Here is a 22,921-nt window from a genome sequence, read left to right on the forward strand (position 1 = left end):
CAGGGAGAACGTCAATGACCCGATTTGTGCTCTTGCTGGCTCTGATACTCGGTGTTGCAAGCTGCGGCAGCGTGGATGTCAGTCACTACGCCGATCAGCAGCCGGCGTTGGATCTGCAGCGCTTTTTCAGTCAGCCGGTGAAGGCCTGGGGGATGTTCCAGAAGCGTTCCGGGGAAGTGGTCAAGCGCTTCGAGGTCAACATCGTCAGCCATCGTGAAGGTGACAACCTGATTCTTGATGAGCACTTCCTGTACAGCGACGGTACGCGCCAACGCCGCGTCTGGACCCTGACGCCCGAGGGCCAGGGACGCTGGAGTGGGCGCGCAGGTGATGTAGTGGGCGTCGCCACAGGTCAGGTGGCCGGCAATGCGCTGCACTGGCGGTACCGCCTGAACCTGCCGGTTGATGGCTCGACCTATGAAATGAGCATGGACGACTGGATGTACCAGATGGACGAGGACACGCTGATCAATCGCACCCGCATGTCCAAGCTCGGGGTTGAAGTCGGCCAGGTGACCTTGTTCTTCCGCCGTCAGGGTGCCGGAGTTAGCCAATGAATAGTGCGTTCAGCATGGCCTCCTTGGGCGATGATTATCGTGCCCTGGTGATCGGCGCCAGTGGCGCCATCGGCCGCGCGTTTTGCCTGCAGCTCAGTCAGGACCCGCGCTGTGCCGGCGTTTGTGAACTGGGGCGCCATACCGTTCCAGCGCTGGATCTGGAGCAGCCGCAATCGATCGCCAGCGCCGCCGCCGAACTGGCCGCGCAAGCGCCCTATCAGTTGATCGTGCACGCTGCCGGCCTGCTGCATCGTGAGCGGATCAAGCCGGAAAAGAGCTACAGCGCGATCGAGGCGGATGCGCTGCAAACCGTGTTTCAAGTGAACACTCTGGGGCCGGCGATGGTGTTGCGGCATTTTCTGCCGTTGCTTGATCCCCAAGGGGCGATGGCGATGCTCTCGGCCAAGGTCGGAAGCATCGGCGACAACCGATTGGGCGGCTGGTACGCCTATCGCGCCTCCAAGGCGGCGCTGAACATGCTGATCAAGACCGCAGCGATCGAACTGGCCCGCACCCGCCCGCAAAGCCGCTTGCTGAGTCTGCACCCGGGCACGGTTGTGTCGAGTTTGTCGCAACCTTTTCGCGGGGCATCCAGCGCCCGCCCTGCGGACATTGCCGCTGAGCAGCTACTGAACCTGATTGACCAGTTGACGCCGGCCGACAGCGGCCAGTTCTTTGCCTACGATGGACAACGCCTGCCCTGGTAGGCAAGGAGTGAAGCATGAATCTGCAAACCCTGACCGAACGCGCGGCCAACAGCGAAATTCGAGAGCTGGAGTTGCTGTCGCTTGAAGGTGGTTTTTATCTGGCCCGGGTTCGCCTGGATCACGGTCAGTTCACCTTGCTCGACGACGCGGCCAAACCGATGCACCTGCGTTCAATCACCCATCTGCGTGACTTGCTGCAGACCGTGCCGGCATTCCCGTGTGTGCTGGTGCAGCAGTGCGTGCACGACGAAATGTGTGGCCGCGATACCGGGCCGGTCGAAGAGCTGCGCATTCCGTTTTCCCTGGCCACGCCGTTATGAAACGAATCCTGCCGGACCGCACTGAATGAACCCGAATCGTCGGTTGTGCCTGGTGCTGGGCGATCAGTTGTCGTTCGATCTGGCCTCCTTGCAGACGCTCGACAGCGAGCGCGACACCGTGCTGCTGGTCGAGGTCATGGAAGAAGCCAGCCATGTACCGCACCATCCGCAAAAGATTGCCCTGATCTTCAGCGCCATGCGCCATTTCGCCCAGTCGTTGCGAGACCAGGGCATTCGTGTCGAATACGTGACGCTGGATGATCCGCACAACAGCGGTTCGGTGCCGGGGGAATTACGCCGTTGGCAACAGCGCTTGCAGGTCGAGCAAGTACACGTCACCGAGTGCGGTGACTGGCGCCTGGAACAATCGATCAAGGATTGTGGTCTGCCCGTTTGTTGGCACGCCGATTCGCGTTTTTTGTGCAGTCGCGCCGAGTTCGCCGCTTGGGCTGCGGGGAAAAAGCAGTTGCGCATGGAGTTCTTTTATCGCGAGATGCGCCGCAAGAGTCGCTTGCTGCTCAATGGCGACGGCACGCCGGTGGGCGGTGCGTGGAACTTCGATGCCGAGAATCGCAAGTCCCTGCCCAAAGGTGTGAAAGCCCCCTACCCGATCCGTTTCAGTAACGACGCCATCACCCGCGAGGTGCTGGATCTGGTGCAGACGCGCTTCAGCCAGCACTACGGTGCCCTCGATGATTTCAATTACCCGGTCACCCATGCCGACGCGCAGGCGCTGTGGGACTATTTTCTGGATTATGGCCTGGCGGGTTTCGGTGACTATCAGGACGCCATGGCCAGTGACGAACCGTTCCTGTTTCATGCACGCATCAGCGCCGCGCTCAATATCGGCCTGCTGGATTTGCGGCGGTTGTGCAGCGACGTCGAGTCGGCCTATTGGGCCGGCAGGATCGCCCTGAATGCCGCCGAAGGCTTCATTCGGCAACTGATCGGCTGGCGGGAATACGTGCGCGGCGTGTACTGGCTGAAAATGCCGGACTACGCACTGGGCAACGCCTTCGGCAACAGCCGTGCACTGCCGGAGTTCTACTGGACCGGTGCCACACAGATGAACTGCATGCGCCAGGCCATTGGCCAGAGTCTGCAGCATGCCTACGCGCACCACATTCAGCGGCTGATGATCACCGGCAATTTCGCCCTGCTCGCCGGCATTGCGCCGAGCCAGATCTGTGAGTGGTACCTGGCGATCTACATGGACGCCTTCGACTGGGTCGAACTGCCCAACACGTTGGGCATGGTCATGCATGCCGACGGCGGTTACCTCGGTTCCAAACCCTATTGCGCCAGTGGCCAATACATCAATCGCATGTCTGACTACTGCCGCGGCTGCGCCTACAAGGTCAGCGAAAGTACCGCGGACAATGCCTGCCCGTTCAATGCGTTGTACTGGCATTTTCTGATGCGCCACGGTGAACAGCTGCGCGGCAATCAGCGCATGGCGATGATGTACAAGAACCTCGACCGCATGCCGTCAGCCAAGCAGGAGGCGCTGTGGCAACGCGGGCAGAACCTGTTGGCGCGTCTGGATAACGGCGAATCGATCTGAAATCAGCGCTCGCTTGCGCCGGTGGTGAAACTTAAGCACAACGCGCCCGGTCAACGGATGATCGGCGCTCGAGTCCTCTGCGAGCGCAATGTCCACTGCTCGTGTTGTGCTTACGCGCTCTATGCAGCCAGCCCCTGAACATTCAACAAAGCAGGTCACATGGATACCCTTGAACACCTTAGTCGCGAAGCGCTCGAGTCAGAAGTCAGGCGATTGCGCGCGGCGCTTCAAAGCACTCAGGTCGACACACAGGACGTTGACCTCGAGCGCGACATGGCGGCGCAACTGCAAGCCAGTCGGGACGCACTCGCCCGCAGCGAGGCTCGCTTCATCACCATTCTGGAAACCATCGAATCGGCGTTCGCCATCGTCAAGGTCAAATTCGACGCTGACGATAAGCCGGTCGATTATTACTTCGTCGAGGCCAATCCGGCGTTCGAACACCAGTGCGGCGTCAACCTGCGCGGCAAATGGGTGACCGAGTTCGCGCCCAATCTGGAAAGCTTCTGGTTTGAAACCTACGGCCATGTGGCCAAGACCGGGGAACCGGCGAACTTCGAGAATTACGCCAACACCTTCGAGCGCTGGTTCGACGTGCGCGCCGTGCGTGTCGGCGATCCGGCCGACCGGCAGATCGCCATTCTGTTCAACGACGTCACCCAGCGGCGTGACGCCGAGGAGCGTTTGCGAGCCAGCGAGGCCATCGCGCGGGAGAACATCGAGCGTGTGCAACTGGCGCTCGCCGCCGGGGCCATTATCGGCACCTGGCACTGGGACCTGCTCACCGACCGCTTTGCCGTGGACGAGGCGTTTGCCCGAGTGTTTGACCTCGACCCTGCACTGGGCCGCGAAGGGCTCAGCCTCGAACAAGTGATGGTGACCGTGCATCCCGAAGACCGCGACGGACTGACCAGCGCGATCAACGAAGCCATCGGCCGTGGTGGCGCCTACTCCCATCAGTACCGCGTGCGTCGCACGGACGGCAAGTACCAGTGGATCGAGGCCAACGGCCGTGTTGAGTGTGCAGACGATGGAACGCCGTTGCGCTTTCCCGGTGTACTGATCGATGTCGAGGAGCGACGCAATGTCGAAGCGGAGCGCGACCGCGCCATTGCCGCATTGCGCGCGCTCAACGATACGTTGGAGCAGCGCGTGTCATCGCGCACTTCAGAGCTGATGCAAGCCGAAGAGAAACTGCGTCAGTCGCAGAAAATGGAGGCCGTCGGCCAACTGACCGGAGGCCTGGCGCATGACTTCAATAATCTGTTGGCCGGCATCTCCGGCGCGCTGGAATTGATGGGCGCGCGCATCAGCCAGGGACGGCTGAACGAAGTCGACAAGTACATGATGACTGCTCAGGGCGCGGTCAAGCGTGCAGCCGCCCTGACCCACCGGCTGCTGGCGTTCTCCCGACGCCAGACCCTCGATCCGCGCCCCACCGACGTCAACACGCTGATGACCGGCATGACCGAACTGATCCAGCGTACGGTAGGCCCCAGCATCGTCCTGGAAACCCGCGCCGCGCCGGGGCTTTGGCCAACGCTGGTGGACGCCAGTCAGTTGGAGAATGCTCTGCTCAATCTGTGCATCAACGCGCGCGATGCGATGCCGGACGGTGGGCGCATCACCATCGAAACCGCCAACCGCACGCTGGACGGCGAGACTGCGCGCACCCTGGACATGCCAGAGGGCGAATACCTGTGCCTGTGCGTGACCGATACCGGCACCGGCATGACCGCCGATATCATCGCCAAGGCCTTCGACCCCTTCTTCACCACCAAACCGTTGGGCCAGGGCACGGGGCTAGGACTGTCGATGATCTATGGTTTCGCCAAGCAATCCGGCGGCCAAGTGCGCGTGCATTCGCAGGTCGGCCGGGGCACCGAAATGTGCATTTATCTGCCTCGCTATCATGGCGAACCGGTGCCGAATCAGGATCACAAGGACAACGCGCCGGCCGCCTTGCCCAAGGCAGGTGAGACCATTCTGGTGGTGGACGACGAGCCAACGGTGCGTGCGTTGCTGACTGATGTGCTCGGCGATCTCGGCTACACCTTGATAGAGGCTGCTGACAGTGTGGTTGGGCTGAAGATGTTGCGCTCGGACATTCACATCGACTTGCTGATCACCGACGTCGGCTTGCCGGGTGGCATGAACGGGCGGCAACTGGCCGATGCGGGCCGGGAAATCCGCCAGAGCCTGAAGACCCTTTTCATTACCGGGTATGCGGAAAACGCGGTGATTGGGGCCGGTCAATTGGGCCCGGACATGCAAGTGCTGACCAAGCCGTTTGCCGTCGACACGCTAGTGGCGCGGGTCAGCGACCTGATGGCGATGAAATCCGAATGAGCGACCGTTGCGGCGCTGTAATCCCAGAGAGAGTGGCTGCGGCCAAGGAGTGATAAATGGTGACGTTTCTGATTTTCCTGATTGCGTGCGGCGCTGCAGCGAGTACCGGGGTAATTTTCAAACCCGGGCCATGGTACGAAGGGCTGAACAAACCCGGATTCACTCCACCCAATTGGGCGTTTCCGGTGGCCTGGACAATAATCTATCTATTGCTGGCCTGGGCCGGTTATCGCTTGAGCCTGATTCCTGGCAGTCAGACCGTGTTGGCACTGTGGGCCGCGCAGATCGCCTTGAACACACTGTGGACGCCGGTGTTCTTCGGTGCGCATCAGGTGGCCGCCGCCATGGTGATTCTGTTGGTGTTGTGGCTGGTAGTCGCGGCAATGGTGTTTCTGGCGATGCGCCTGGATGTGATCACCGGGCTGATCCTGTTTCCTTATCTGGCCTGGTTGTGTGTGGCGGCGGCGTTGAATTTCTCGATTCTGCGCAATAACCGTGGGTGATCAAGCGCAACAGCCAATGTTCATTGGAGCGCTGAAGGGGCTGGATTTCATCTATGAAAATAGAGACAGCCCCATTCTGCCAATCAGGAAAACCAGCAGAATCAGGAAAAAGATCCGAATAAAGCCACTGCCATACCGCAGTGCCAGAAAAACTCCAGTCAGCGAACCGGCAATATTGCACAGTGCTACGACGCCACCTACAGCCCACAGAACATTTCCCGTTGGTACAAAAAACATGAGCGCCGCGCAGAACGTGCCCAGATTGACCAGCTTTGCGGAGGCGGAGGCATTTAAAAAATCAAAGCCAAAATATTTGACGAAAATGAATAGCAGAAGGCTGCCGCTACCCGGACCGAAGACGCCGTCATAAAAACCGATCAAGCCACCCCAAAAAATGCCCCACGCAATTTCCTTTGTTCCGCAATGAAATTCAGTGCTGATCAGGCCTAATCTTTTTTCCGCGAACGTATAGATGGCCATCGCTATCAAAACAAAAAAAACAACGAACTCCATGATTTTTTTGGGAACGATTGACACTGAAAACGCGCCAATGAACGCAAAAACGAATGCCGACAGCATGGTGGGCAACATCAGTTTCCAGACAATTTTTATTCTTTTGGTATAGCTGTATATCGAAGAAAGATTGCCCGCAAGAACCGCCAGCTTATTGGTTCCAAATACGGTTGCCAAACTATATTGAGGAAGCGCATGCAAAAGTGCTGGCAGCTGTACAAGCCCGCCACCACCTACCGCTGCATCTATCAAACCACCACAGAATGCAAAAAAGCCTAAAGCAAACAACGCTTGTTCAAAATCCATTCAGGAGATCCTTTCGGGACTGAAACTCTTCGCAAAGCAACATGAAAATCTCCGGATTATTTCCCGCTAACCCGCTGATTTAAATTTCCACAATCAGATCAGACTTTGAAAAATAGGTGACTTGATGGGTTTCGACAAGTGACTTATAGTGATCAAATCATTCATCATAAGTGAGCAATAGCATGGAGCTTTCTCAACTTACTATGTTCAAGACTGTAGCGGATCACGGAAGTATCATTCGCGCCTCTGAATTACTGCACTGTGTGCCGTCCAACATTACCAACAGAATCAAACTTCTGGAAAAAGAACTTGGGGTATCTTTGTTTATCAGGAAAGGTCGGGGGCTTGTTATCAGCCCTTCCGGTAGATTATTTCTTGGGTATGCGAACAAAATCCTGTCTTTGTGCCAGGAATCACAAAGAGCGCTCGATCCTGCGGCGGCGCCGTCAGGACTCTTGAAGATCGGGGCAATAGAGTCATCGGCCACCGGCAGACTGCCCAAGTTGCTCTCAAAGTTTCATCAACTCTATCCATCTGTGCAAATGCAGTTCAGCACAGGTGACTGGTCGCAGTTATTGAATGATGTGGTTGATCATAAACTCGACGGTGCCATCATTGCTGTCAATCAGGATCATCCTGATATTGAAAGTATCGAAATCTACATGGAAGAACTGGTATTGATTGCCTCTTCAGCTGCGGGGCACGTGCATAATCCGCAGGACTTGAGTGGCACGGATATATTCATGTGGCCTGAAGGCTGTCCTTATAGAAAGGCGCTGGAAAACTGGCTGCAAGCGCATGGTGTTGTTAGTCCTATAACAAGCATTGCCAGTTACGGCACCATTCTTGGGTGTGTCAGCTCTAGAGCGGGTGTTTCGTTAGTGCCCAGAGGCGTTTTTGAACAGTTTCGCAGGATCGGTGACATAAGCGGCCATGTATTTGACGACCTGCACCCAATACAGAATTATTTTATATGGAATAAAAACAGTGGACCTCATCGAGCAAAAGAAAAATTTGCGGAGCTGCTCGTAGAGGAATTCAAGGACGTCTGACGTCATTTTTACAGTTTTGCGCGCCCACTGATCGCAGTGCCTGCCAGGCGTGTTGTCCTTTCTGAGCATTCTTTCTCGTGAGTCCAAACAGCAGCAGCCGTACGTCGGTTGATGACTGGCACGTCGAATCGGCGTTTATCGATTCACTCTCCCTCCGTTGATTGATACCTGTCAAAAATCTCATTTGTTCAGTCGATATAGCGACTTTGCCTCACGCTCGACCAGCCCTTGCCGGTCCCGTGAGCGCTCACGCCTGCCCGCAAACCCGCGTAGCGGCGTTGATCTATGCTTCATTCTGAATTAGTGATTTAACTAGGTAGTTACCTAACTATATAATGCACGCCTCATTTCAACGGGACATTCAACGTGAAGCAGAGTCAACGCCTCTCGGGCATATCAAAATTCATTCTGGTCGGGCTGGGGGTGATCATCGCCCTGCTCGGCCTGGCACTTGCGGCTGGCGGAGTGAAGCTGGTCAGCCTGGGAGGGTCGTGGTACTTCCTCGTGGGCGGTCTGGTGATGGCCGTTTCCGGTTTGCTGATCGCTCGCTTCAAGACGGCCGGCGCCTGGCTGTTCGCGGCATTTCTGGTGGGCACCGCAATCTGGGCGGTGAGTGATGCCGGGCTGGTGTTCTGGCCGGTGTTCTCACGCCTGTTCATGTTCAGCGCCGTGGGCCTGGTGGTGGCGCTGGTCTATCCACTGCTCAAGCGCGCCAACGGTGGCGTGCCGGGTCGTGGCGCTTACGGCGTTGCCGCTGTCCTGGCCGTGGGACTGGCGGTGGCTGCCGGCAATATGTTCGTTGCGCACCCGACTGTCGCTGCCACCGGCACTGGCCCAGGCCTGACCCCGGTTGAGCCGGACAAGGCGCAAAAAGACTGGGCGCACTACGGTAATACCGAGGGCGGCAGCCGCTTTGCTGCGCTGGACCAGATCAACCGCAACAACGTCGACAAACTGAAAGTGGCGTGGACCTACCACACCGGTGACGTCGCCGAGAGCGATGGCAACGGTGCCGAAGACCAGCTCACCCCACTGCAGATCGGCAACAAGGTGTTCATCTGCACCCCGCACAACAACCTGATCGCACTGGACGCCGACACCGGCAAAGAGCTGTGGAAGAACGCGATCAACGCCAAATCGAAAGTCTGGCAGCGTTGCCGTGGCATGGCTTATTTCGATGCCACCAAGGCCATCGCTCAGCCAAGCAATTCGAGCATCATCGAAGCCAAACCGGCGCCTGCCGCCAATTGCCAGCGCCGTCTGCTGACCAACACCATCGACGCTCGCCTGATCGCGGTCGATGCCGACACCGGCGAGTTCTGCCAGGGTTTCGGCAACAACGGTCAGGTTGATCTGAAGGCCGGTCTGGGCGATGTGCCGGACAGCTACTACCAGCTCTCCTCCGCTCCGCTGATGGCCGGTACCACCGTGGTGGTCGGCGGTCGTGTGGCCGACAACGTGCAAACCGACATGCCGGGTGGCGTGATCCGTGGTTTTGATGTGATTACCGGCGCCATGCGCTGGGCGTTCGACCCGGGCAACCCGCAGGATAAAAAGGCCCCGGCCGATGGCAGCACGTATGTGCGCAGCACGCCGAACAGCTGGGCGCCGATGTCCTACGACCCGGCGACCAACACCGTGTTCTTGCCGATGGGCAGCTCGTCCACCGACATCTATGGTGTCGAACGCAGCAAACTCGATCACACCTACGGCGCCTCGGTGCTCGCGCTGGACGCCACCACCGGTGATGAACGCTGGGTATTCCAGACCGTGCACAACGATCTCTGGGACTTCGACCTGCCGATGCAGCCGAGCCTGATCGACTTCACCAAGGACGGCAAAACCGTTCCGGCGCTGGTCATCGGCACCAAGGCCGGGCAGATCTATGTGCTCGACCGCGCCACCGGCAAGCCGTTGACCGACGTTAAAGAAGTCCCGGTCAAAGCCGCGAACATCCCGAACGAACCGTACTCGCCAACCCAGCCGAAATCGGTGGGCATGCCGCAGATCGGTGCCCAGCACCTGACTGAGTCGGACATGTGGGGCGCCACCCCGTACGACCAGTTGCTGTGCCGGATCGATTTCAAATCGATGCGTTACGACGGCCTGTACACCGCGCCGGGTACCGACAAATCGCTGAGCTTCCCGGGTTCGCTGGGCGGTATGAACTGGGGCAGCCTCTCCACTGACCCGGTCCACGGTTTCATCTTCGTCAACGACATGCGCCTGGGTCTGTGGATCCAGATGATTCCGTCGCAGAACAAGGCTCAAGCCTCGTCCGGTGGCGAAGCGTTGAACACCGGCATGGGCGCGGTACCGCTCAAAGGCACGCCGTATGCGGTGAACAAAAACCGCTTCCTGTCGGTGGCCGGCATTCCTTGCCAGGCGCCGCCGTTCGGCACCCTGACCGCGATCGACATGAAGACGCAGAAAGTCGCCTGGCAGGTTCCGGTCGGCACCGTTGAAGACACCGGTCCGCTGGGCATTCGCATGCACCTGCCGATCAAGATCGGTCTGCCAACCCTCGGCGGCACCCTGTCGACCCAAGGTGGCCTGATCTTCATCGCCGGTACTCAGGACTTTTACCTGCGCGCCTTCAACAGCGGCAACGGCGAGGAAATCTGGAAAGCGCGTCTGCCGGTCGGCAGCCAGGGCGGTCCGATGACCTACGTTTCGCCGAAGACCGGCAAGCAGTACATCGTTGTAACCGCTGGCGGCGCGCGTCAGTCGACTGACCGCGGCGACTACGTGATGGCTTACGCCTTGCCGTAAACCGCAGTGCCCGTGTTGAACACGGGCGCTTTATTTTTGCGCGCGGCACCTGAGGGTGCCGCGCCGCTTTCCGATATTGCTACCGCTTTGAGCAGGAAGATCTCCATGTTTGGTTTTACTCGTAACGGCTGGGTCAACGGCGTGCTGTTGGGCCTGACCTGCAGCGCCACCCTGCCCGCCTTCGCCGATACCGATGCAAACCTGTTGACCCGCAATACCCTGACCGGTGACTGGGGTGGCTTGCGTCACCAGGTGGACCAGGACGGGATCAAGTTCACCGGCGATTACACCGGTGAAATGGCCTACAACGCCGATGGCGGCCTGCACCGTTCCGGCCGTTACTCGCAGAACATCAAGCTCGGTGCACAGTTCGACCTGAGCAAGTTGTATGGCGTGGAGAACGCCGGCAAGGTCCAGTTGACCATCAACGACCGCCGCGGCAACAGCGCCTCCGAAGACCTGGTTGGCAACCGTCTGCCGATCCAGGAAAACTACGGCGGCCTCTACACCCGACTGACGGAACTCAGCTACGAGCGCAGTCTGTTCACCCCGGCGCTCAACGTAAAGCTCGGTTACATGGCCATGGGCAACGACCTCGGTGGTCTGGACAGCGGCATTCTGTGCAACTTCATGAACGCCGGTTTCTGCGGCCATCCGCTGAACATGTCCGGCGGCAGTGGCTGGACCAACTACCCCAACGCGCACCTGGGCGTGCGGGTGAAGTACGACTTGTCGTCCTCGTGGCAACTGCGCGTAGCGGCGTTCAACGTCGACCCGGAAAGCAACGGCAACTCCAGCCGCGCCTGGCACCTGGGCCCGAAACACACCACTGGCACCGTGGTGCCGATCGAACTGGTGTACAAGCACGCGGGCCAATTGCCCGGCGAATACAAGCTGGGTTACTACTACGACAGCTCCGACGTGAAACGCATCGGCAACGACAAAGAAGTCTCCGGCCGTGGCGGTCACTACCTGCTGATCGATCAAGCCGTATGGAGTTCGCCAACGTCCGAGGGCCGCAGCCTGCATGCGTTCGGCCAATACTCGGCAGCCAGCGAGGCGGCTTCGCCATTCAGCAAGTGGTATGGCACCGGTCTGGTGCTGTACAAACCGTTCGAAGGTCGCCCGCGTGACACCGTTGCCTTGGGCTACGGCCGCGCCGTACCTAACCCGCGCAGCCGCGACGTGCAGCAGGACGCCGCCATGGCCAATGGAACGCAGTTTCCGAATCTGGACAGTGGCGAGCAGTTGATCGAACTCGGCTACGGCTACCAGGCCACGCCTTGGCTGACGCTGCGTCCGAACATGCAATACATCATCGAGCCGGGCGCGTTTTCCGGGCAGGACATCGACAATGCGCTGGTGTTTGGTTTACAGGTGAAAGCCTCGCTCTGAACCTTCGATTTGAAGCGATAGCAGACCTCAAACAACCCGGCATTTCGCCGGGTTTTTTGTTGCTCGATTATCTCGACCCGGGAGGGTCTCTTGTCACGTGTTCAACGCTGACTGCGGCGTATCGGGATTAAGTTGCCGACGCCGGAATTGCCCCGGAGGCTGGCCATGGATCTGGCGGAAACGCCGGGAAAAATAAGCTTCATCCGCGAATCCGCACAACCTCGCCACCTCGCCCACCGGCCGTGTGCCATTGAGCAGGTAATTGCGCGCTGCGTGCATCCTGCGTTCGAGCACAAGTTCGGTAAACGTCTTGCCGATTTCCTTGCGCAACCAGTGCGTCAGGTACGTCGGAGACAGATAGGTCGCGGCCGCTACCTTGATCAGGTTGAGATCCGGATCGGCAATGTTCTTGCGCAGATACTCATACATGCGGCTCAGAGCATCGCGTCGACTGGCTTCAGCCGCATTTTCCTCTGCCAGGCGTTTGAGCGGTTCGGCATACAGAAAACATACGTTGCCGATCAGTTGCAGCAACAAGCCCTTGAGCATTTCGCGGGTACCGAACTGGCGGTTCTCATCCAGCGTGCGCATCTGCTCGATCAAGGCACAGACCTGGTTGAAATCCGCATCCTCCAGAACGAAGTCCAAATGCTCCTGAAAGCGGAACGGCGACAACTCGGGTGCCAGAAGAATCGACACCTCCTCCAGATCCATCGGGTCGCACTGCAAATGCGGCAATAGAAAGGTTTGGGAAAAGTTGATCACCATGAACTTGCTGTCCGCCGGATGCGGGATCACATGCACCCGATGCGGCAGGATAAAGGCCAGTGTATTGCGCGGAAACGGGCGCACAGCGTTGCCGATGTGCTGCACGGTGTCGCCGCCGAGGTTGACCTGAATCTGGAAGTACTCATGTCGATGCGGGCTGGTTTCGGCGCGGCGGCCCTGTTTGTCGCGAATGTAAAAGTCGGTGAGTTCACTGCGTTGCTGCATGACATAGGTGGGGACGCGGCTGGGTGACGGCATTTTTTGAGAATCCTCGACAGGTACGTTGGCAGGTTGTCCTGGCGTTGCCGGGCAAGTGGCGGTGTTCATCTTGAAGCCTCAGAGATACGCCATCAAGAGGTCATACGATGTCTCAGCCCGTGAAAAAAATTTGCCCGTGTGCGTACCGATTCCGACTGTCCAAAAAAACCAGTTTTGGATGATTTCTATTTCTTGTTTTAAAACAAATAGATAGATGACTCGAAGACGAAAATCCCGAGCGGATTTACTGTGGCGTATTTTTGGACAGGTTTGCCCAATCGGTTTTTCAACAAAAAAACGATCTAACACCCGGATTGCTTTAACAAGGTTGTACGACCACTGTGATTGCACACGCAGCCCGACCTCTATCAAAAACAATCAAAGGTGCGCACGTCATGACCCTGCTATTGCTCCCCGCTGATCCCCCCGAACTCACGCCTGTAATGCCTGGCGCACGACGAACCTGAACGTCTGCCGCTAACGCTCACTGTCTTTTTTCAGCACTCGATGGCTCGCTCGCGCTTTTGCGGGCATGACGTCGGCTGCCCGGAAATAACTCGACATTTCTAACAATAAAACGAGGCTTACTCATGTCGAATACCCACACTTCCCAGACGAGCGCTGCGCCGTTGCTCGTCGGCGCGCGCGACACCGTGCTGCCTCAGCGACTGCCTTCGCGGCGGCGCTGGTTCATGCTCTCTTTGCTGCTGATCGCGACGATCATCAACTACATCGATCGGGTGAACATTTCGATTGCCGCACCGTTCATGGCCAAGGACCTGGGCCTGGACAAGATCGAAATGGGCCTGATTTTTTCCGCGTTCGCCTGGACCTATGCGCTGGCTCTGGTGCCGGCCGGGTTTATTGCCGACCGCTTCGGTTCCCGTTTCACCTACGGTGTCTCGCTGATCAGTTGGTCGACGGTCACCGTCTGCCAGGGCTTTGCCAGCGGATTCGCCTCCCTGTTCGGCCTGCGCCTGGCCGTGGGCGCCATGGAAGCTCCGGCGTTTCCGGCCAACAGTCGTGCAGTCACGGTGTGGTTTCCGGCTCGCGAGCGCGGTCTGGCCAGCAGTATCTATGTGTGCGGCCAGTATCTGGGCACAGCGTTGTTTACCGGGGCGCTGTTATGGCTGGCCACGACCTTTGACTGGCGCCATGTCTTCTACAGTACGGGCGCGCTGGGCATCGTTTTTGGTGTGCTGTGGCTTTATCTGTATCGCGACCCGTTGAACTGCAAGAAAGTCAGCAAAGAAGAACTGAGCTACATCGAAGCCGGCGGTGGTCTGGTCAAGAGCAGTCAAGAGCGCACCCGTTTCAACTGGCGGCAAATCGCCGAGTTGTTCAGCTACCGGCAGATCTGGGCAATTTGCATTGGCAAGTTCGCCAGCACCTCTGCGCTGTACTTTTTCCTCACCTGGTTCCCGACTTACCTGATCGAGGAACGCAAACTGACCATGATCAAAGCCGGGATTTTTGCCGTGATGCCCTTCGTGGGCGCCACCGTCGGCATTCTTCTCGCGGGCATTGTGTCCGACCTGCTGATTCGCCGGGGCTACTCGATGTCCTTCGCGCGCAAATTGCCACTGGTGATTGGCTCGATGCTCGGCATGTCCATTGTTCTGGTCAATTTCACCGACTCCAACATGATCTGCATTGCCGTGTTGACCGTTGCCTTCTTCGCTCAAGGCATCGCCTCGTCTTCGTGGGCGGCGGTGTCGGAAGTAGCGCCCAAGGAACTCATTGGGCTCACCGGCGGCATCACCAGTCTGGCGGCGAACATTGGCGGCATCGTCACGCCGATCGTGATCGGGGCGATTGTCCACGCCACCGGCTCGTTTGCCTGGGCGTTCTGGTTCATCGGCGCTGTCGCACTGATCGGCACCCTTTCCTACTCACTATTGCTCGGCCGTTTGTACCGCATCGAGCTGAAGGCGAATTGAGATGTAAAGCACCGTTTTCTCCAACCAGAGGCGGCTTTCGTCCAACTTTGCCAACGAACGCCGCCGTACGCTGAAGCTTCTGACAGGACTTTTAACAGGATGAACATGACTGAGTATGTTTTTACCCCGGATCTGCCAGTGACCTTGCCGGTTGTCGGCAGTAAGCAACGTTTTCCCGTCGGCCGGGTGTTTTGCGTCGGCCGTAATTACCCCTGGCCAGACACTCAGGGGCAATCTCGCCAGCCTCCAGTGTTTTTCATGAAGCCGGCGAGCAACGTGGTGGATGCCGTTGGTGAAGTGCCCTTCCCGCCTCTGACCGACGAGTTCGCCCACGAGATCGAGCTGGTCGTCGCCATCGGTGAAGGGGGCGCCGATATTCCAGAGAGTGAAGCGTTGGCCTACGTGTGGGGCTACGCCGCCGGACTCGACCTGACCCGCCGCGACGTGCAGCGCCAGGCCAAAAGCAGCGGTTTGCCATGGGAAGGGGCCAAGGTGTTCGACGGTGCCGCACCGATGACCGCCGTTGTCCCCGTCAATCGGTTGGGCCATCCCGACGGGGAGCTATGGCTGAACGTCAACGGCCAGGAGCGTCAGCGCGACAGCCTCGATAACCAGATCTGGTCGGTCAGTGAAGTGATCAGCCGGATTTCCCGATCGGTGACGCTCAAGGCCGGCGATCTGATCATGACGGGCAGCCCGGCGGGCGTCGATGTGTTGCAACCGGGCGACATCATCAACGCCGGCATCGACGGTATCGGCCAACTCGAAATGCGTGTCGGCCCGCGGACTTGATCCCGCGCCACGCCCAACCTGATTCGTAGACAGGAGAACAATAAGATGTCGAGCGCTCAAGCTTTGAAAGTAGCCCTGGTCACCGGTGCCGGTAGCGGAATCGGGCGCAGCGTGGCCCTCGGTCTGATGGCCGACGGTTACACGGTGGTACTCGCCGGCCGCCGACCGGAACCGTTGCAGGAACTGGTCGCCATGGCAGCCCTGCAAGGCCATCAGGCGTTGGCGGTGCCTACCGATGTGCGTGAGCCTGCCAGTGTCGATGTGCTGTTTGCGACCATCGCCGAAGTCTATGGACGCCTTGACGTGGTCTTCAACAACGCCGGGGTCAATGCCCCCGCCGTCCCCCTGGATGAACTGACGTTCGAGCAGTGGCGCAACGTGGTCGACACCAACCTCAACGGCGTTTTCCTCTGCGCCCGTGGTGCCTTCGGGCTGATGCGCCGCCAGCAACCGCAGGGCGGGCGGATCATCAATAACGGCTCGATCTCGGCTCATACACCACGCCCGTTCAGCAGCGCCTACACCGCCAGCAAACATGCCGTGCTCGGCTTGACGAAGTCGCTGGCACTGGACGGTCGCGAATTCAACATCGCCTGCAGCCAGATCGATATCGGCAATGCCCTCACCGAAATGTCGGTGCGCATGACCAAAGGTGTGCGCCAGGCCAACGGCAGCATCGCCGTGGAGCCGATGGTCGACGTCAAACATGTGGCTGATGCCGTGCGCTATATCGCGGCCCTTCCACTGTCGGCCAACGTCCTGAACATGACAGTCATGGCCACGGCCATGCCTTTTGCCGGTCGCGGTTAAACCGGCCCTTTATCGAGTAAGTGAGGTTTACATGAAGCCAGAAGTCTTGCAGCTCAGCCCGATCCTGATTCCAGAAATCAACGCCCGTCTCAGCGAACTGTTTACGATCAGACGTTACTTTGAGCAGGCTGACAAAGCGGCGTATGTGCACGAGCACGGGGCCAATATCCGTGGCGTGATCACCGGTGGCCATACGGGGATCAGCCAGGCGCTGATGGCGCAACTGCCGAAACTGGAAGTGGTGGCCGTCAATGGCGTCGGCACCGATGCAGTAGACCTGGCTTACGCCCGGGATCGCGGGATCCGCGTCACCGCAACCATCGGCGCGCTGACCGAAGACGTCGCCGATCTGGCGATCGGCTTGCTCATCGCCGTGTGTCGCGGTCTGTGTACCAGCGACCGTTATGTGCGCTCCGGCCAGTGGCCGCAGAGCCCGACACCGCTGGCGCCGCTGCCACTGGCTCGCCAGGTCTCCGGCATGCGCATCGGCATTGTGGGCATGGGCCGGGTCGGCCGCGCTGTGGCAGTGCGGGCAGCTGCGTTCGGTTGCCCGATCAGTTACACCGATCTGCAACCGATGAACGATGTCAGCCACACCTTCGTGGCTGACCTCAAGCAACTGGCCCGCGACAGCGATGCCTTGATACTGGCAGCCGCCGCCGATAAAGCCGAGGCGATTATCGATGCGCAGGTGCTGCAGGCGCTGGGCAAAGATGGGTACCTGATCAACGTGGCGCGGGGCAAGCTGGTCAACGAAGAGGATCTGGTGGCAGCCCTCAAGGCCGGCGAGATTGCCGGTGCGGCGCTGGATGTGTTTGTCGACGAACCGAATGTGCCTGAGGCGCTGTTCGCCAACGAACAGGTGGTGTTGCAGCCCCATCGCGCCAGCGCAACGCTGCAGACGCGCACACGAATGGGCGAAATGGTCGTGGCGAGTCTGCTCGACAGCTTCGGCGGAAAAACACCACAAGGGTGCGTCACCGGCTAGCGGTAGTCAGACATCCTCCGACTCTGCTCGAAAGCGTCGCAGGTGCGCCCTGGCATAAGGCCTGTCAGCGTGACCTGCGTTGCCCTCGTTTGACGGATGCGGCCAGCCATCGAACCTTTATGGCGAAAACACCGTCCGAGCTAAGACGTAATTGTTGACCGCTCGCCACGAGGTTTCCGTTTGAAAGCCACCATCGTCAAAAAATACCGTCTGATCATCAAGACCATGGGTTACGTGGGCTGGTCGCTGTTCTGGCTGTTGCTCTGGGACATCGCCGTCACCGTCGACTTCATGTTGTTCCTCAACGCCAAGATCAACCTGCCGCTGATGCCGCTGACACTGCTCGGTTCAGCGCTGGTGGTGCTGATCAGTTTCCGCAACAGCAGCGCGTACAACCGTTGGTGGGAAGCGCGCACCCTGTGGGGCATGATGATCAACAGTTCGCGCAGCTTCGCCCGGCAGGTGCTGACGCTGCTGGATGATCCGCAGAACGAAATCAACCCGGTGAAGGCGACGCTGTTGCGCCGCCATGTGGCGTACGTCAATTGCCTCGCCGCGCACCTGCAAGGTCAGCCTTGCCCGGAGGAAGTGCGCGCGTTCATCCCGGCAGATGAGTTCGCCCGCAGCGGCACCACCAACAACTTCGCCAACGACATACTCACCGGCTCTGCATCGTTGCTGGCCCGGGAATACAAGGCCGGGCGTCTGGACAGCATTCGTCTGGCGCGGCTGGAATCGACCATGGTCGAGCTGTCCAACAGCCAGGGCGGGATGGAGCGGATCGCCAATACCCCGCTGCCCTACCCTTACGTGTATTTCCCGCGCCTGTTTATTTCGCTGTTCTGCCTGATTGTGCCGGTAGGACTGGTGGAGTCGCTGGGCTGGTTCACCCCGCTCGCCTCGACCGTGGTGGGCTTCATGCTGCTGGCCATCGAACGCATCGGCACCGACCTGCAAAGCCCGTTTCGCCATAGCGAGCACCAGATTCAGATGGAGGCCCTGTGCGAAACCATCGAGAAAAACCTGCAGTCGATGCAGCGTGATTCGTTGGGGGATGCGCGCAGGGCTGAAGAGACCGTTTAAACAGATGCACGCCAGGGCGTAATGCCCTGGCGAGTCGCAGGCATTAATTCTTCTTTTTCGCCGGCTTGTCAGCCTTCTTTGCATCCTTGGCCTTTTCCGGCTTGCTATCGGCTTTCTTGGCAGACTTTTTCGGTTCGGCGTCTTTCTTCTTGTCTTTCTTGTCGGAGGACTTGGAAAGCGCCGAAGCTGCCGTCGATTTCTTTTCCGGCGAGGACTTTTTGTCTTTCAAGTCCTTGCTGGCTTTCGAAGCGTCGTCTTTTTTGCTTTTCTTCTCGTCTTTAGCCACGTTGACCACCTCTCGAAATGTGCCGGTATTGGCACCGGGCCTGTGCGAATAAACACAAGCTGATCGTTAGGCGTGAGCGTTCGGGCGGGGTTCAGATTATTTGACTCGACCCAGCACCCTTGGCGGCGGTCAGGGGTAATGACCCAGACGAGTCTGGTGCGTGACTTGTGTGCCGAGCACGCACCAGAGCACGATTGCCTCCGAATCACCTTGCGTCCAAGACGACTCAGTGCGGGCTGGCGGTCGGACGAACCACAATCTCACTGACGTCAACATCGTCAGGCTGCTCGATGGCATAGGCGAGCGCTCGCGCAATGGCATCTGCATTGAGCGCCACACGCCGGAAGGCTTTCATTTCTTCGCGGGCCATTTCATCCGAAATCGTGTCCGCCAACTCGGATTCAACAACCCCCGGGCACACCACCGTGACGCGGATTTTGTCCGTTTCCTGGCGCAGACCATCCGAGATCGCCCTGACGGCGAATTTGGTCGCGCAGTACACCGCCGCTGTCGGGGAAACCGCGAGGCCACCAATCGATGAGATATTAATCACCTGACCGAAACCTTGCGCTTGCATGTCCGGCAAGACGGCGGCAATACCGTGCAGTACGCCGCGAACGTTGACATCAAGCATCTGGTTCCATTCGTCGACCTTCAACGAGGCCAGGGGAGACAAAGGCATCACGCCCGCGTTGTTGATGATCACATCGACCTTGCCGTGTTGCGCCTTGGCGAATGCCACGAATGCGTGCATCGATTGCAGATCCGTAACGTCCAGTGCACAGGCGCTTGCTGAGCCACCCTCGGCGTGGATCTCGCTGACCAGTTTGTCCAGACGCTCGGTACGGCGGGCACCGAGGACCACATGCGCGCCTTTGGCGGCGATCAACCTGGCTGCCGCTTCGCCAATGCCACTGCTGGCACCGGTAATCAGGACGACTTTGTTTTGAATGTTCGACATATCCGTAGCTCCTGCTGTCTGCGTTGAGGTTCAGCACTGACCGCCAGAGGGCGGTCGTTGCTGCTGGGTGTGTCGAAAAGATTAAGGGCACAGACCTGCTCGACGCGTGCCGAAACCTGCGCAACTTTTGCCTATTCGTGTCTGTGTGCATCGCCGCACATTTGTAATGAAGCGCCGCTCAGGCCCCACGGAACTCGCTGGGCGTTACGCCCACTTCACGCCGAAAGACCTGCGAGAAGTGACTGGGGCTTGAGTAACCGACCTCGAGTCCGATGTCGATGATGCTAAGGCGGGTTTCCAGCAGCAGGTGCCGCGCACGAACCATGCGCAAGCGAATGAAGTACTGCGACGGCGAAGTCCCGGTCGCACGTTTGAACAGGCGGCTGAAGTGGTACTCGCTCAGTTCGGCAAGACTGGCCAGCTTTGCCAGGCTGAAATCAGCGTCCAGATGCGCACTCATGGCGTCAGTGACTTTGCGCAACTTGTAGGCTTGCAGAGCGTTCACCCGGCGCCCGGGCTGGCTTTCGGCGCGATAGCTGCGCACCAGATGTACGGCCAGTGCCTGCGCCAGAGAGCGGGAAAAAAGGGCACTTGGCGAGCGTTCAGTGGCCAGTTCAGTACGCAACTGCTCCATGACAAAAGCGACGCGCTCGTCACGCGCCCCTGAAACATCGCGCAAACGCACAGGCTCAGCGTGCTCACCTGACACTTCCCGAGACGCCTGCTCGAACAACGGCAGTCCCAGATAAAGGTGCATGACTTCGAAGGTATCGCCTTCATGCGTCTGCCAACGCATTTCATAGGGCTCATCGGAACTGGTGAGGAAAAAATCGCCGGCACGGACCTGCGCAGCTTCCCACTCTCCACCCAGTGCGCGCTCCTCCACCCTCGCCGCCCCCGCCAGAACCAGAACGAGCAGCGGTTCGACCACTGCAGGCACAAGAATGGGCTCACTGACGCTGCGATGGGTAAACAGCGCAATGACAATGTCTTTGATTTCCAGGCGTGATGGTAACGGCTGCGGCTCGCCTGGCAGGTAGTCAGCCATTGACTCGCCGGTGATGCGCAGGTCACGAGATGACGTCGACATCGGTTCCTGGGAGGTGCGTCCGGTATTGGCCATGAAATCGTCCTTTGCGGATTCAGCGGTGCAAAGCCAGGCAAGTCTCATAGGCTTGCCCGTACTCCGCGTCACGTAGACCGGCTCGATGATATCGGGCTTTTCCCGTGGGTTGAATCGAGCACTGAACCGCCCTCACTGACATTCGGCGCAAAACCCCGACAGTCTGGGCAATCTCACGAACGCCGACCTTCGCCCGCTGCGAGACAGTAGACCCGTCGCCGATGACAGCGCCTTGCAAGCGCCAGCACGGCTTATCCCTACTTGATCAAAACGCTGGAGAACGTCATGACTGATATCAAGAACAGCACCCCAAACGAAGTGGCCGGTAAAGTCGCGCTGGTCACTGGCGCGGCCAGTGGCATCGGCAAGGCCATCGCACTGCTGCTGCATGCCCGCGGCGCTCAGGTCATTGCCGAAGATATAAACCCTGAGGTGGAAGCGCTGGCCCGCCCAGGTCTGGTGCCACTGGTGGCTGACATCTCGCAGGACGGTACCGCCGAGCGCGCAGTCGCTCTGGCTGTCGAGCAATTCGGCCGGCTGGACATTCTGGTCAATAACGCCGGCATCATCATCAACAAATTGGTCATCGACATGACCCGCGAAGACTGGGAACGGATTCAGGCAGTGAATGCCACAGCGGCATTTTTGCATAGCCGGGAGGCCGTCAAAGCGATGATGCCCAACAAATCCGGATCGATCGTCAACATCGCCTCCTACGCCTCTTACTTCGCCTTTCCCACCATTGCCGCCTACACCGCTTCCAAAGGCGCGCTCGCGCAACTGACGCGCACCCTGGCGCTTGAGGTCATTGGCCACGGCATCCGCGTCAACGCCGTTGGCGTCGGCGATGTGGTGACCAACATCCTCAACAATGTGGTCGACGATGGCCCTGCGTTTCTCGCCCAACATGGCGAGGCCGCACCGATCGGTCGCGCCGCCCAGCCGGAAGAGATCGCCGAAGTGGTCGCCTTCATCGCCTCGGATCGCGCCAGTTTCATGGTCGGTTCGGTGGTCATGGCCGACGGCGGCATGACTGTCACGGCCGGCTGAGCCGCCGCACGAAGGCGCCGCACGACATGCTCCACAAGAGCGAGAGGATCAGGCAAATCTGCGGCAGTTTCGTCCTAACACCGCCCGGCTCGCCTACGTAATCTGAAAGCACGCAACGGATGCAGACACAGGCCACGGCAGGCCACTCAGAATGAACAACGTCAATGAGGACTGAACAATGAAAAACGCAAAACGGCTTTCCCTTTCACTGATGATCAGCGCGATGCTGGCCTGCGCGATGAACCTTTCCTCCACCGGCCTTAACCTGGCCGCTGATGGTGCTGATCGAACTCCCGGCATGCGCGTGAGTGAGGGTGGCAGTGACCGCACTCCAGGGTTCCGCGTTGCCGCAGACGGCTCGGACCGTACGCCCGGCATGCGTGTAAGTGAAGGCGGAAGTGACCGCACACCGGGGTTTCGCGTGGCCGAAGACGGCTCTGATCACACGGCTTTGGGTCGTATCTGCTAAGCCGGACAATCGCGGAGAAAAGCTGATGAAAAATGCCAGGAAAACCACTCAGGATCATCGTTACGCGGGCATGTGGGTCACCGCTGACGGATTCATCCGTCATGAGCTTCTGACGACTGGGCGTTACGACGAGGCCCGTGGTAAAAATAAGAGCGCCTATCAGGGCCGCTACGAGCTGGTCGGTGATTACATCCAGTACTGGGACGACACCGGCTTCACCGCTGACGGGCATTTTCATGACGACGTGCTCTATCACGCCGGCATGATCCTCTATCGGCAATGAGCACTTTGATGATGTCGGATGAATGTCGTCTGCCTGGACAGTTCCGGGCAGACGCTCATGAATACTTGTGAG

General features: G+C 58.9%; 22 protein-coding genes. 17 read left to right on the top strand and 5 right to left on the bottom strand.

The annotated features are described in order from the left end of the window. Positions 1-14 precede the first annotated feature (14 nt). The 6 genes from ACM6HV_RS14725 (at position 15) to tspO (ending at position 6,000) form a co-directional block, all read left to right on the top strand. A complete protein-coding gene (locus ACM6HV_RS14725; RefSeq protein WP_414904571.1) occupies positions 15-557 on the top strand; it encodes a DUF3833 domain-containing protein in 543 nt (180 codons plus the stop codon). Beyond that, positions 554-1,264, top strand: a complete 711-nt coding sequence (locus tag ACM6HV_RS14730) for an SDR family NAD(P)-dependent oxidoreductase (RefSeq protein WP_414904572.1) — start codon at positions 554-556, stop codon at positions 1,262-1,264. Before ACM6HV_RS14725 ends, ACM6HV_RS14730 begins: the two co-directional genes overlap by 4 nt. Before the next feature lie 14 nt (positions 1,265-1,278). Beyond that, a complete protein-coding gene (locus ACM6HV_RS14735; protein ID WP_047294422.1) occupies positions 1,279-1,584 on the top strand; it encodes a DUF6482 family protein in 306 nt (101 codons plus the stop codon). Positions 1,585-1,609: 25 nt separating this feature from the next. After that, on the top strand, positions 1,610-3,148 hold the full coding sequence (locus tag ACM6HV_RS14740) for a cryptochrome/photolyase family protein (RefSeq protein WP_414904573.1): 1,539 nt from the start codon (positions 1,610-1,612) through the stop codon (positions 3,146-3,148). A gap of 159 nt (positions 3,149-3,307) precedes the next feature. After that, on the top strand, positions 3,308-5,497 hold the full coding sequence (locus ACM6HV_RS14745) for an ATP-binding protein (RefSeq protein WP_414904574.1): 2,190 nt from the start codon (positions 3,308-3,310) through the stop codon (positions 5,495-5,497). Positions 5,498-5,556: 59 nt separating this feature from the next. Continuing rightward, positions 5,557-6,000: a tryptophan-rich sensory protein TspO gene (gene tspO, locus ACM6HV_RS14750; protein WP_145598244.1), complete on the top strand. Its 444-nt coding sequence runs from the start codon at positions 5,557-5,559 to the stop codon at positions 5,998-6,000. Positions 6,001-6,051: 51 nt separating this feature from the next. Here the strand turns inward: tspO and ACM6HV_RS14755 are convergent, their stop codons facing one another. Then, entirely contained in the window at positions 6,052-6,819 is a 768-nt protein-coding gene (locus ACM6HV_RS14755; RefSeq protein WP_414904575.1) for a sulfite exporter TauE/SafE family protein, read from the bottom strand. Between the two features lie 182 nt (positions 6,820-7,001). On the opposite strand from ACM6HV_RS14755, the gene ACM6HV_RS14760 reads away from it, so the two are divergent. The 3 genes from ACM6HV_RS14760 to ACM6HV_RS14770 all read left to right on the top strand — a co-directional run bounded on the left by ACM6HV_RS14760 (position 7,002) and on the right by ACM6HV_RS14770 (position 12,038). Then, entirely contained in the window at positions 7,002-7,871 is an 870-nt protein-coding gene (locus ACM6HV_RS14760) for a LysR family transcriptional regulator (protein WP_041063966.1), read from the top strand. A 366-nt stretch (positions 7,872-8,237) separates the two neighbouring features. Continuing rightward, positions 8,238-10,643: a glucose/quinate/shikimate family membrane-bound PQQ-dependent dehydrogenase gene (locus tag ACM6HV_RS14765; protein WP_047294429.1), complete on the top strand. Its 2,406-nt coding sequence runs from the start codon at positions 8,238-8,240 to the stop codon at positions 10,641-10,643. A gap of 105 nt (positions 10,644-10,748) precedes the next feature. After that, positions 10,749-12,038 carry a carbohydrate porin gene (locus ACM6HV_RS14770; RefSeq protein WP_414904576.1) on the top strand — a complete coding sequence of 430 codons (1,290 nt, stop codon included), beginning with the start codon at positions 10,749-10,751 and terminating at the stop codon, positions 12,036-12,038. A gap of 93 nt (positions 12,039-12,131) precedes the next feature. Here the strand turns inward: ACM6HV_RS14770 and ACM6HV_RS14775 are convergent, their stop codons facing one another. Then, positions 12,132-13,064 carry an AraC family transcriptional regulator gene (locus ACM6HV_RS14775; RefSeq protein ID WP_414904577.1) on the bottom strand — a complete coding sequence of 311 codons (933 nt, stop codon included), beginning with the start codon at positions 13,062-13,064 and terminating at the stop codon, positions 12,132-12,134. Positions 13,065-13,654: 590 nt separating this feature from the next. Between ACM6HV_RS14775 and ACM6HV_RS14780 the strand changes: the two genes are divergently transcribed. The 5 genes from ACM6HV_RS14780 to ACM6HV_RS14800 all read left to right on the top strand — a co-directional run bounded on the left by ACM6HV_RS14780 (position 13,655) and on the right by ACM6HV_RS14800 (position 18,677). Continuing rightward, on the top strand, positions 13,655-15,004 hold the full coding sequence (locus ACM6HV_RS14780; RefSeq protein WP_414904578.1) for an MFS transporter: 1,350 nt from the start codon (positions 13,655-13,657) through the stop codon (positions 15,002-15,004). A gap of 99 nt (positions 15,005-15,103) precedes the next feature. Then, positions 15,104-15,796 carry a fumarylacetoacetate hydrolase family protein gene (locus ACM6HV_RS14785; RefSeq protein ID WP_047294438.1) on the top strand — a complete coding sequence of 231 codons (693 nt, stop codon included), beginning with the start codon at positions 15,104-15,106 and terminating at the stop codon, positions 15,794-15,796. 45 nt (positions 15,797-15,841) lie between these two features. Continuing rightward, positions 15,842-16,606, top strand: coding sequence for an SDR family oxidoreductase (locus ACM6HV_RS14790; protein ID WP_414904579.1), 765 nt, complete (start codon positions 15,842-15,844; stop codon positions 16,604-16,606). Positions 16,607-16,637: 31 nt separating this feature from the next. Next, the gene (locus ACM6HV_RS14795) at positions 16,638-17,594 is read left to right on the top strand and encodes a 2-hydroxyacid dehydrogenase (protein ID WP_414904580.1); all 957 of its coding nucleotides are present in this window, start codon (positions 16,638-16,640) and stop codon (positions 17,592-17,594) included. Positions 17,595-17,774: 180 nt separating this feature from the next. Further along, positions 17,775-18,677: a bestrophin family protein gene (locus ACM6HV_RS14800; RefSeq protein WP_131670440.1), complete on the top strand. Its 903-nt coding sequence runs from the start codon at positions 17,775-17,777 to the stop codon at positions 18,675-18,677. Between the two features lie 43 nt (positions 18,678-18,720). On the opposite strand, the gene ACM6HV_RS14805 is transcribed toward ACM6HV_RS14800, so the two are convergent. The 3 genes from ACM6HV_RS14805 to ACM6HV_RS14815 form a co-directional block, all read right to left on the bottom strand. Continuing rightward, entirely contained in the window at positions 18,721-18,972 is a 252-nt protein-coding gene (locus ACM6HV_RS14805; protein WP_414904581.1) for a hypothetical protein, read from the bottom strand. Between the two features lie 217 nt (positions 18,973-19,189). Beyond that, positions 19,190-19,924, bottom strand: a complete 735-nt coding sequence (locus ACM6HV_RS14810) for an SDR family oxidoreductase (RefSeq protein ID WP_414904582.1) — start codon at positions 19,922-19,924, stop codon at positions 19,190-19,192. A gap of 178 nt (positions 19,925-20,102) precedes the next feature. Further along, complete coding sequence (locus ACM6HV_RS14815) at positions 20,103-21,047, bottom strand: helix-turn-helix domain-containing protein (protein WP_414904583.1); 945 nt, start codon at positions 21,045-21,047, stop codon at positions 20,103-20,105. A 285-nt stretch (positions 21,048-21,332) separates the two neighbouring features. Between ACM6HV_RS14815 and ACM6HV_RS14820 the strand changes: the two genes are divergently transcribed. The 3 genes from ACM6HV_RS14820 (at position 21,333) to ACM6HV_RS14830 (ending at position 22,849) form a co-directional block, all read left to right on the top strand. Then, complete coding sequence (locus ACM6HV_RS14820) at positions 21,333-22,097, top strand: SDR family NAD(P)-dependent oxidoreductase (protein ID WP_095669160.1); 765 nt, start codon at positions 21,333-21,335, stop codon at positions 22,095-22,097. A 178-nt stretch (positions 22,098-22,275) separates the two neighbouring features. After that, positions 22,276-22,566, top strand: a complete 291-nt coding sequence (locus tag ACM6HV_RS14825) for a hypothetical protein (RefSeq protein ID WP_414904584.1) — start codon at positions 22,276-22,278, stop codon at positions 22,564-22,566. 25 nt (positions 22,567-22,591) lie between these two features. After that, the gene (locus ACM6HV_RS14830; protein WP_145598127.1) at positions 22,592-22,849 is read left to right on the top strand and encodes an Atu4866 domain-containing protein; all 258 of its coding nucleotides are present in this window, start codon (positions 22,592-22,594) and stop codon (positions 22,847-22,849) included. The last annotated feature ends 72 nt before the right edge of the window (positions 22,850-22,921 follow it).

It is taken from the genome of Pseudomonas sp. IT-P260, assembly GCF_949768395.1.
Lineage (GTDB): Bacteria > Pseudomonadota > Gammaproteobacteria > Pseudomonadales > Pseudomonadaceae > Aquipseudomonas > Aquipseudomonas parakoreensis.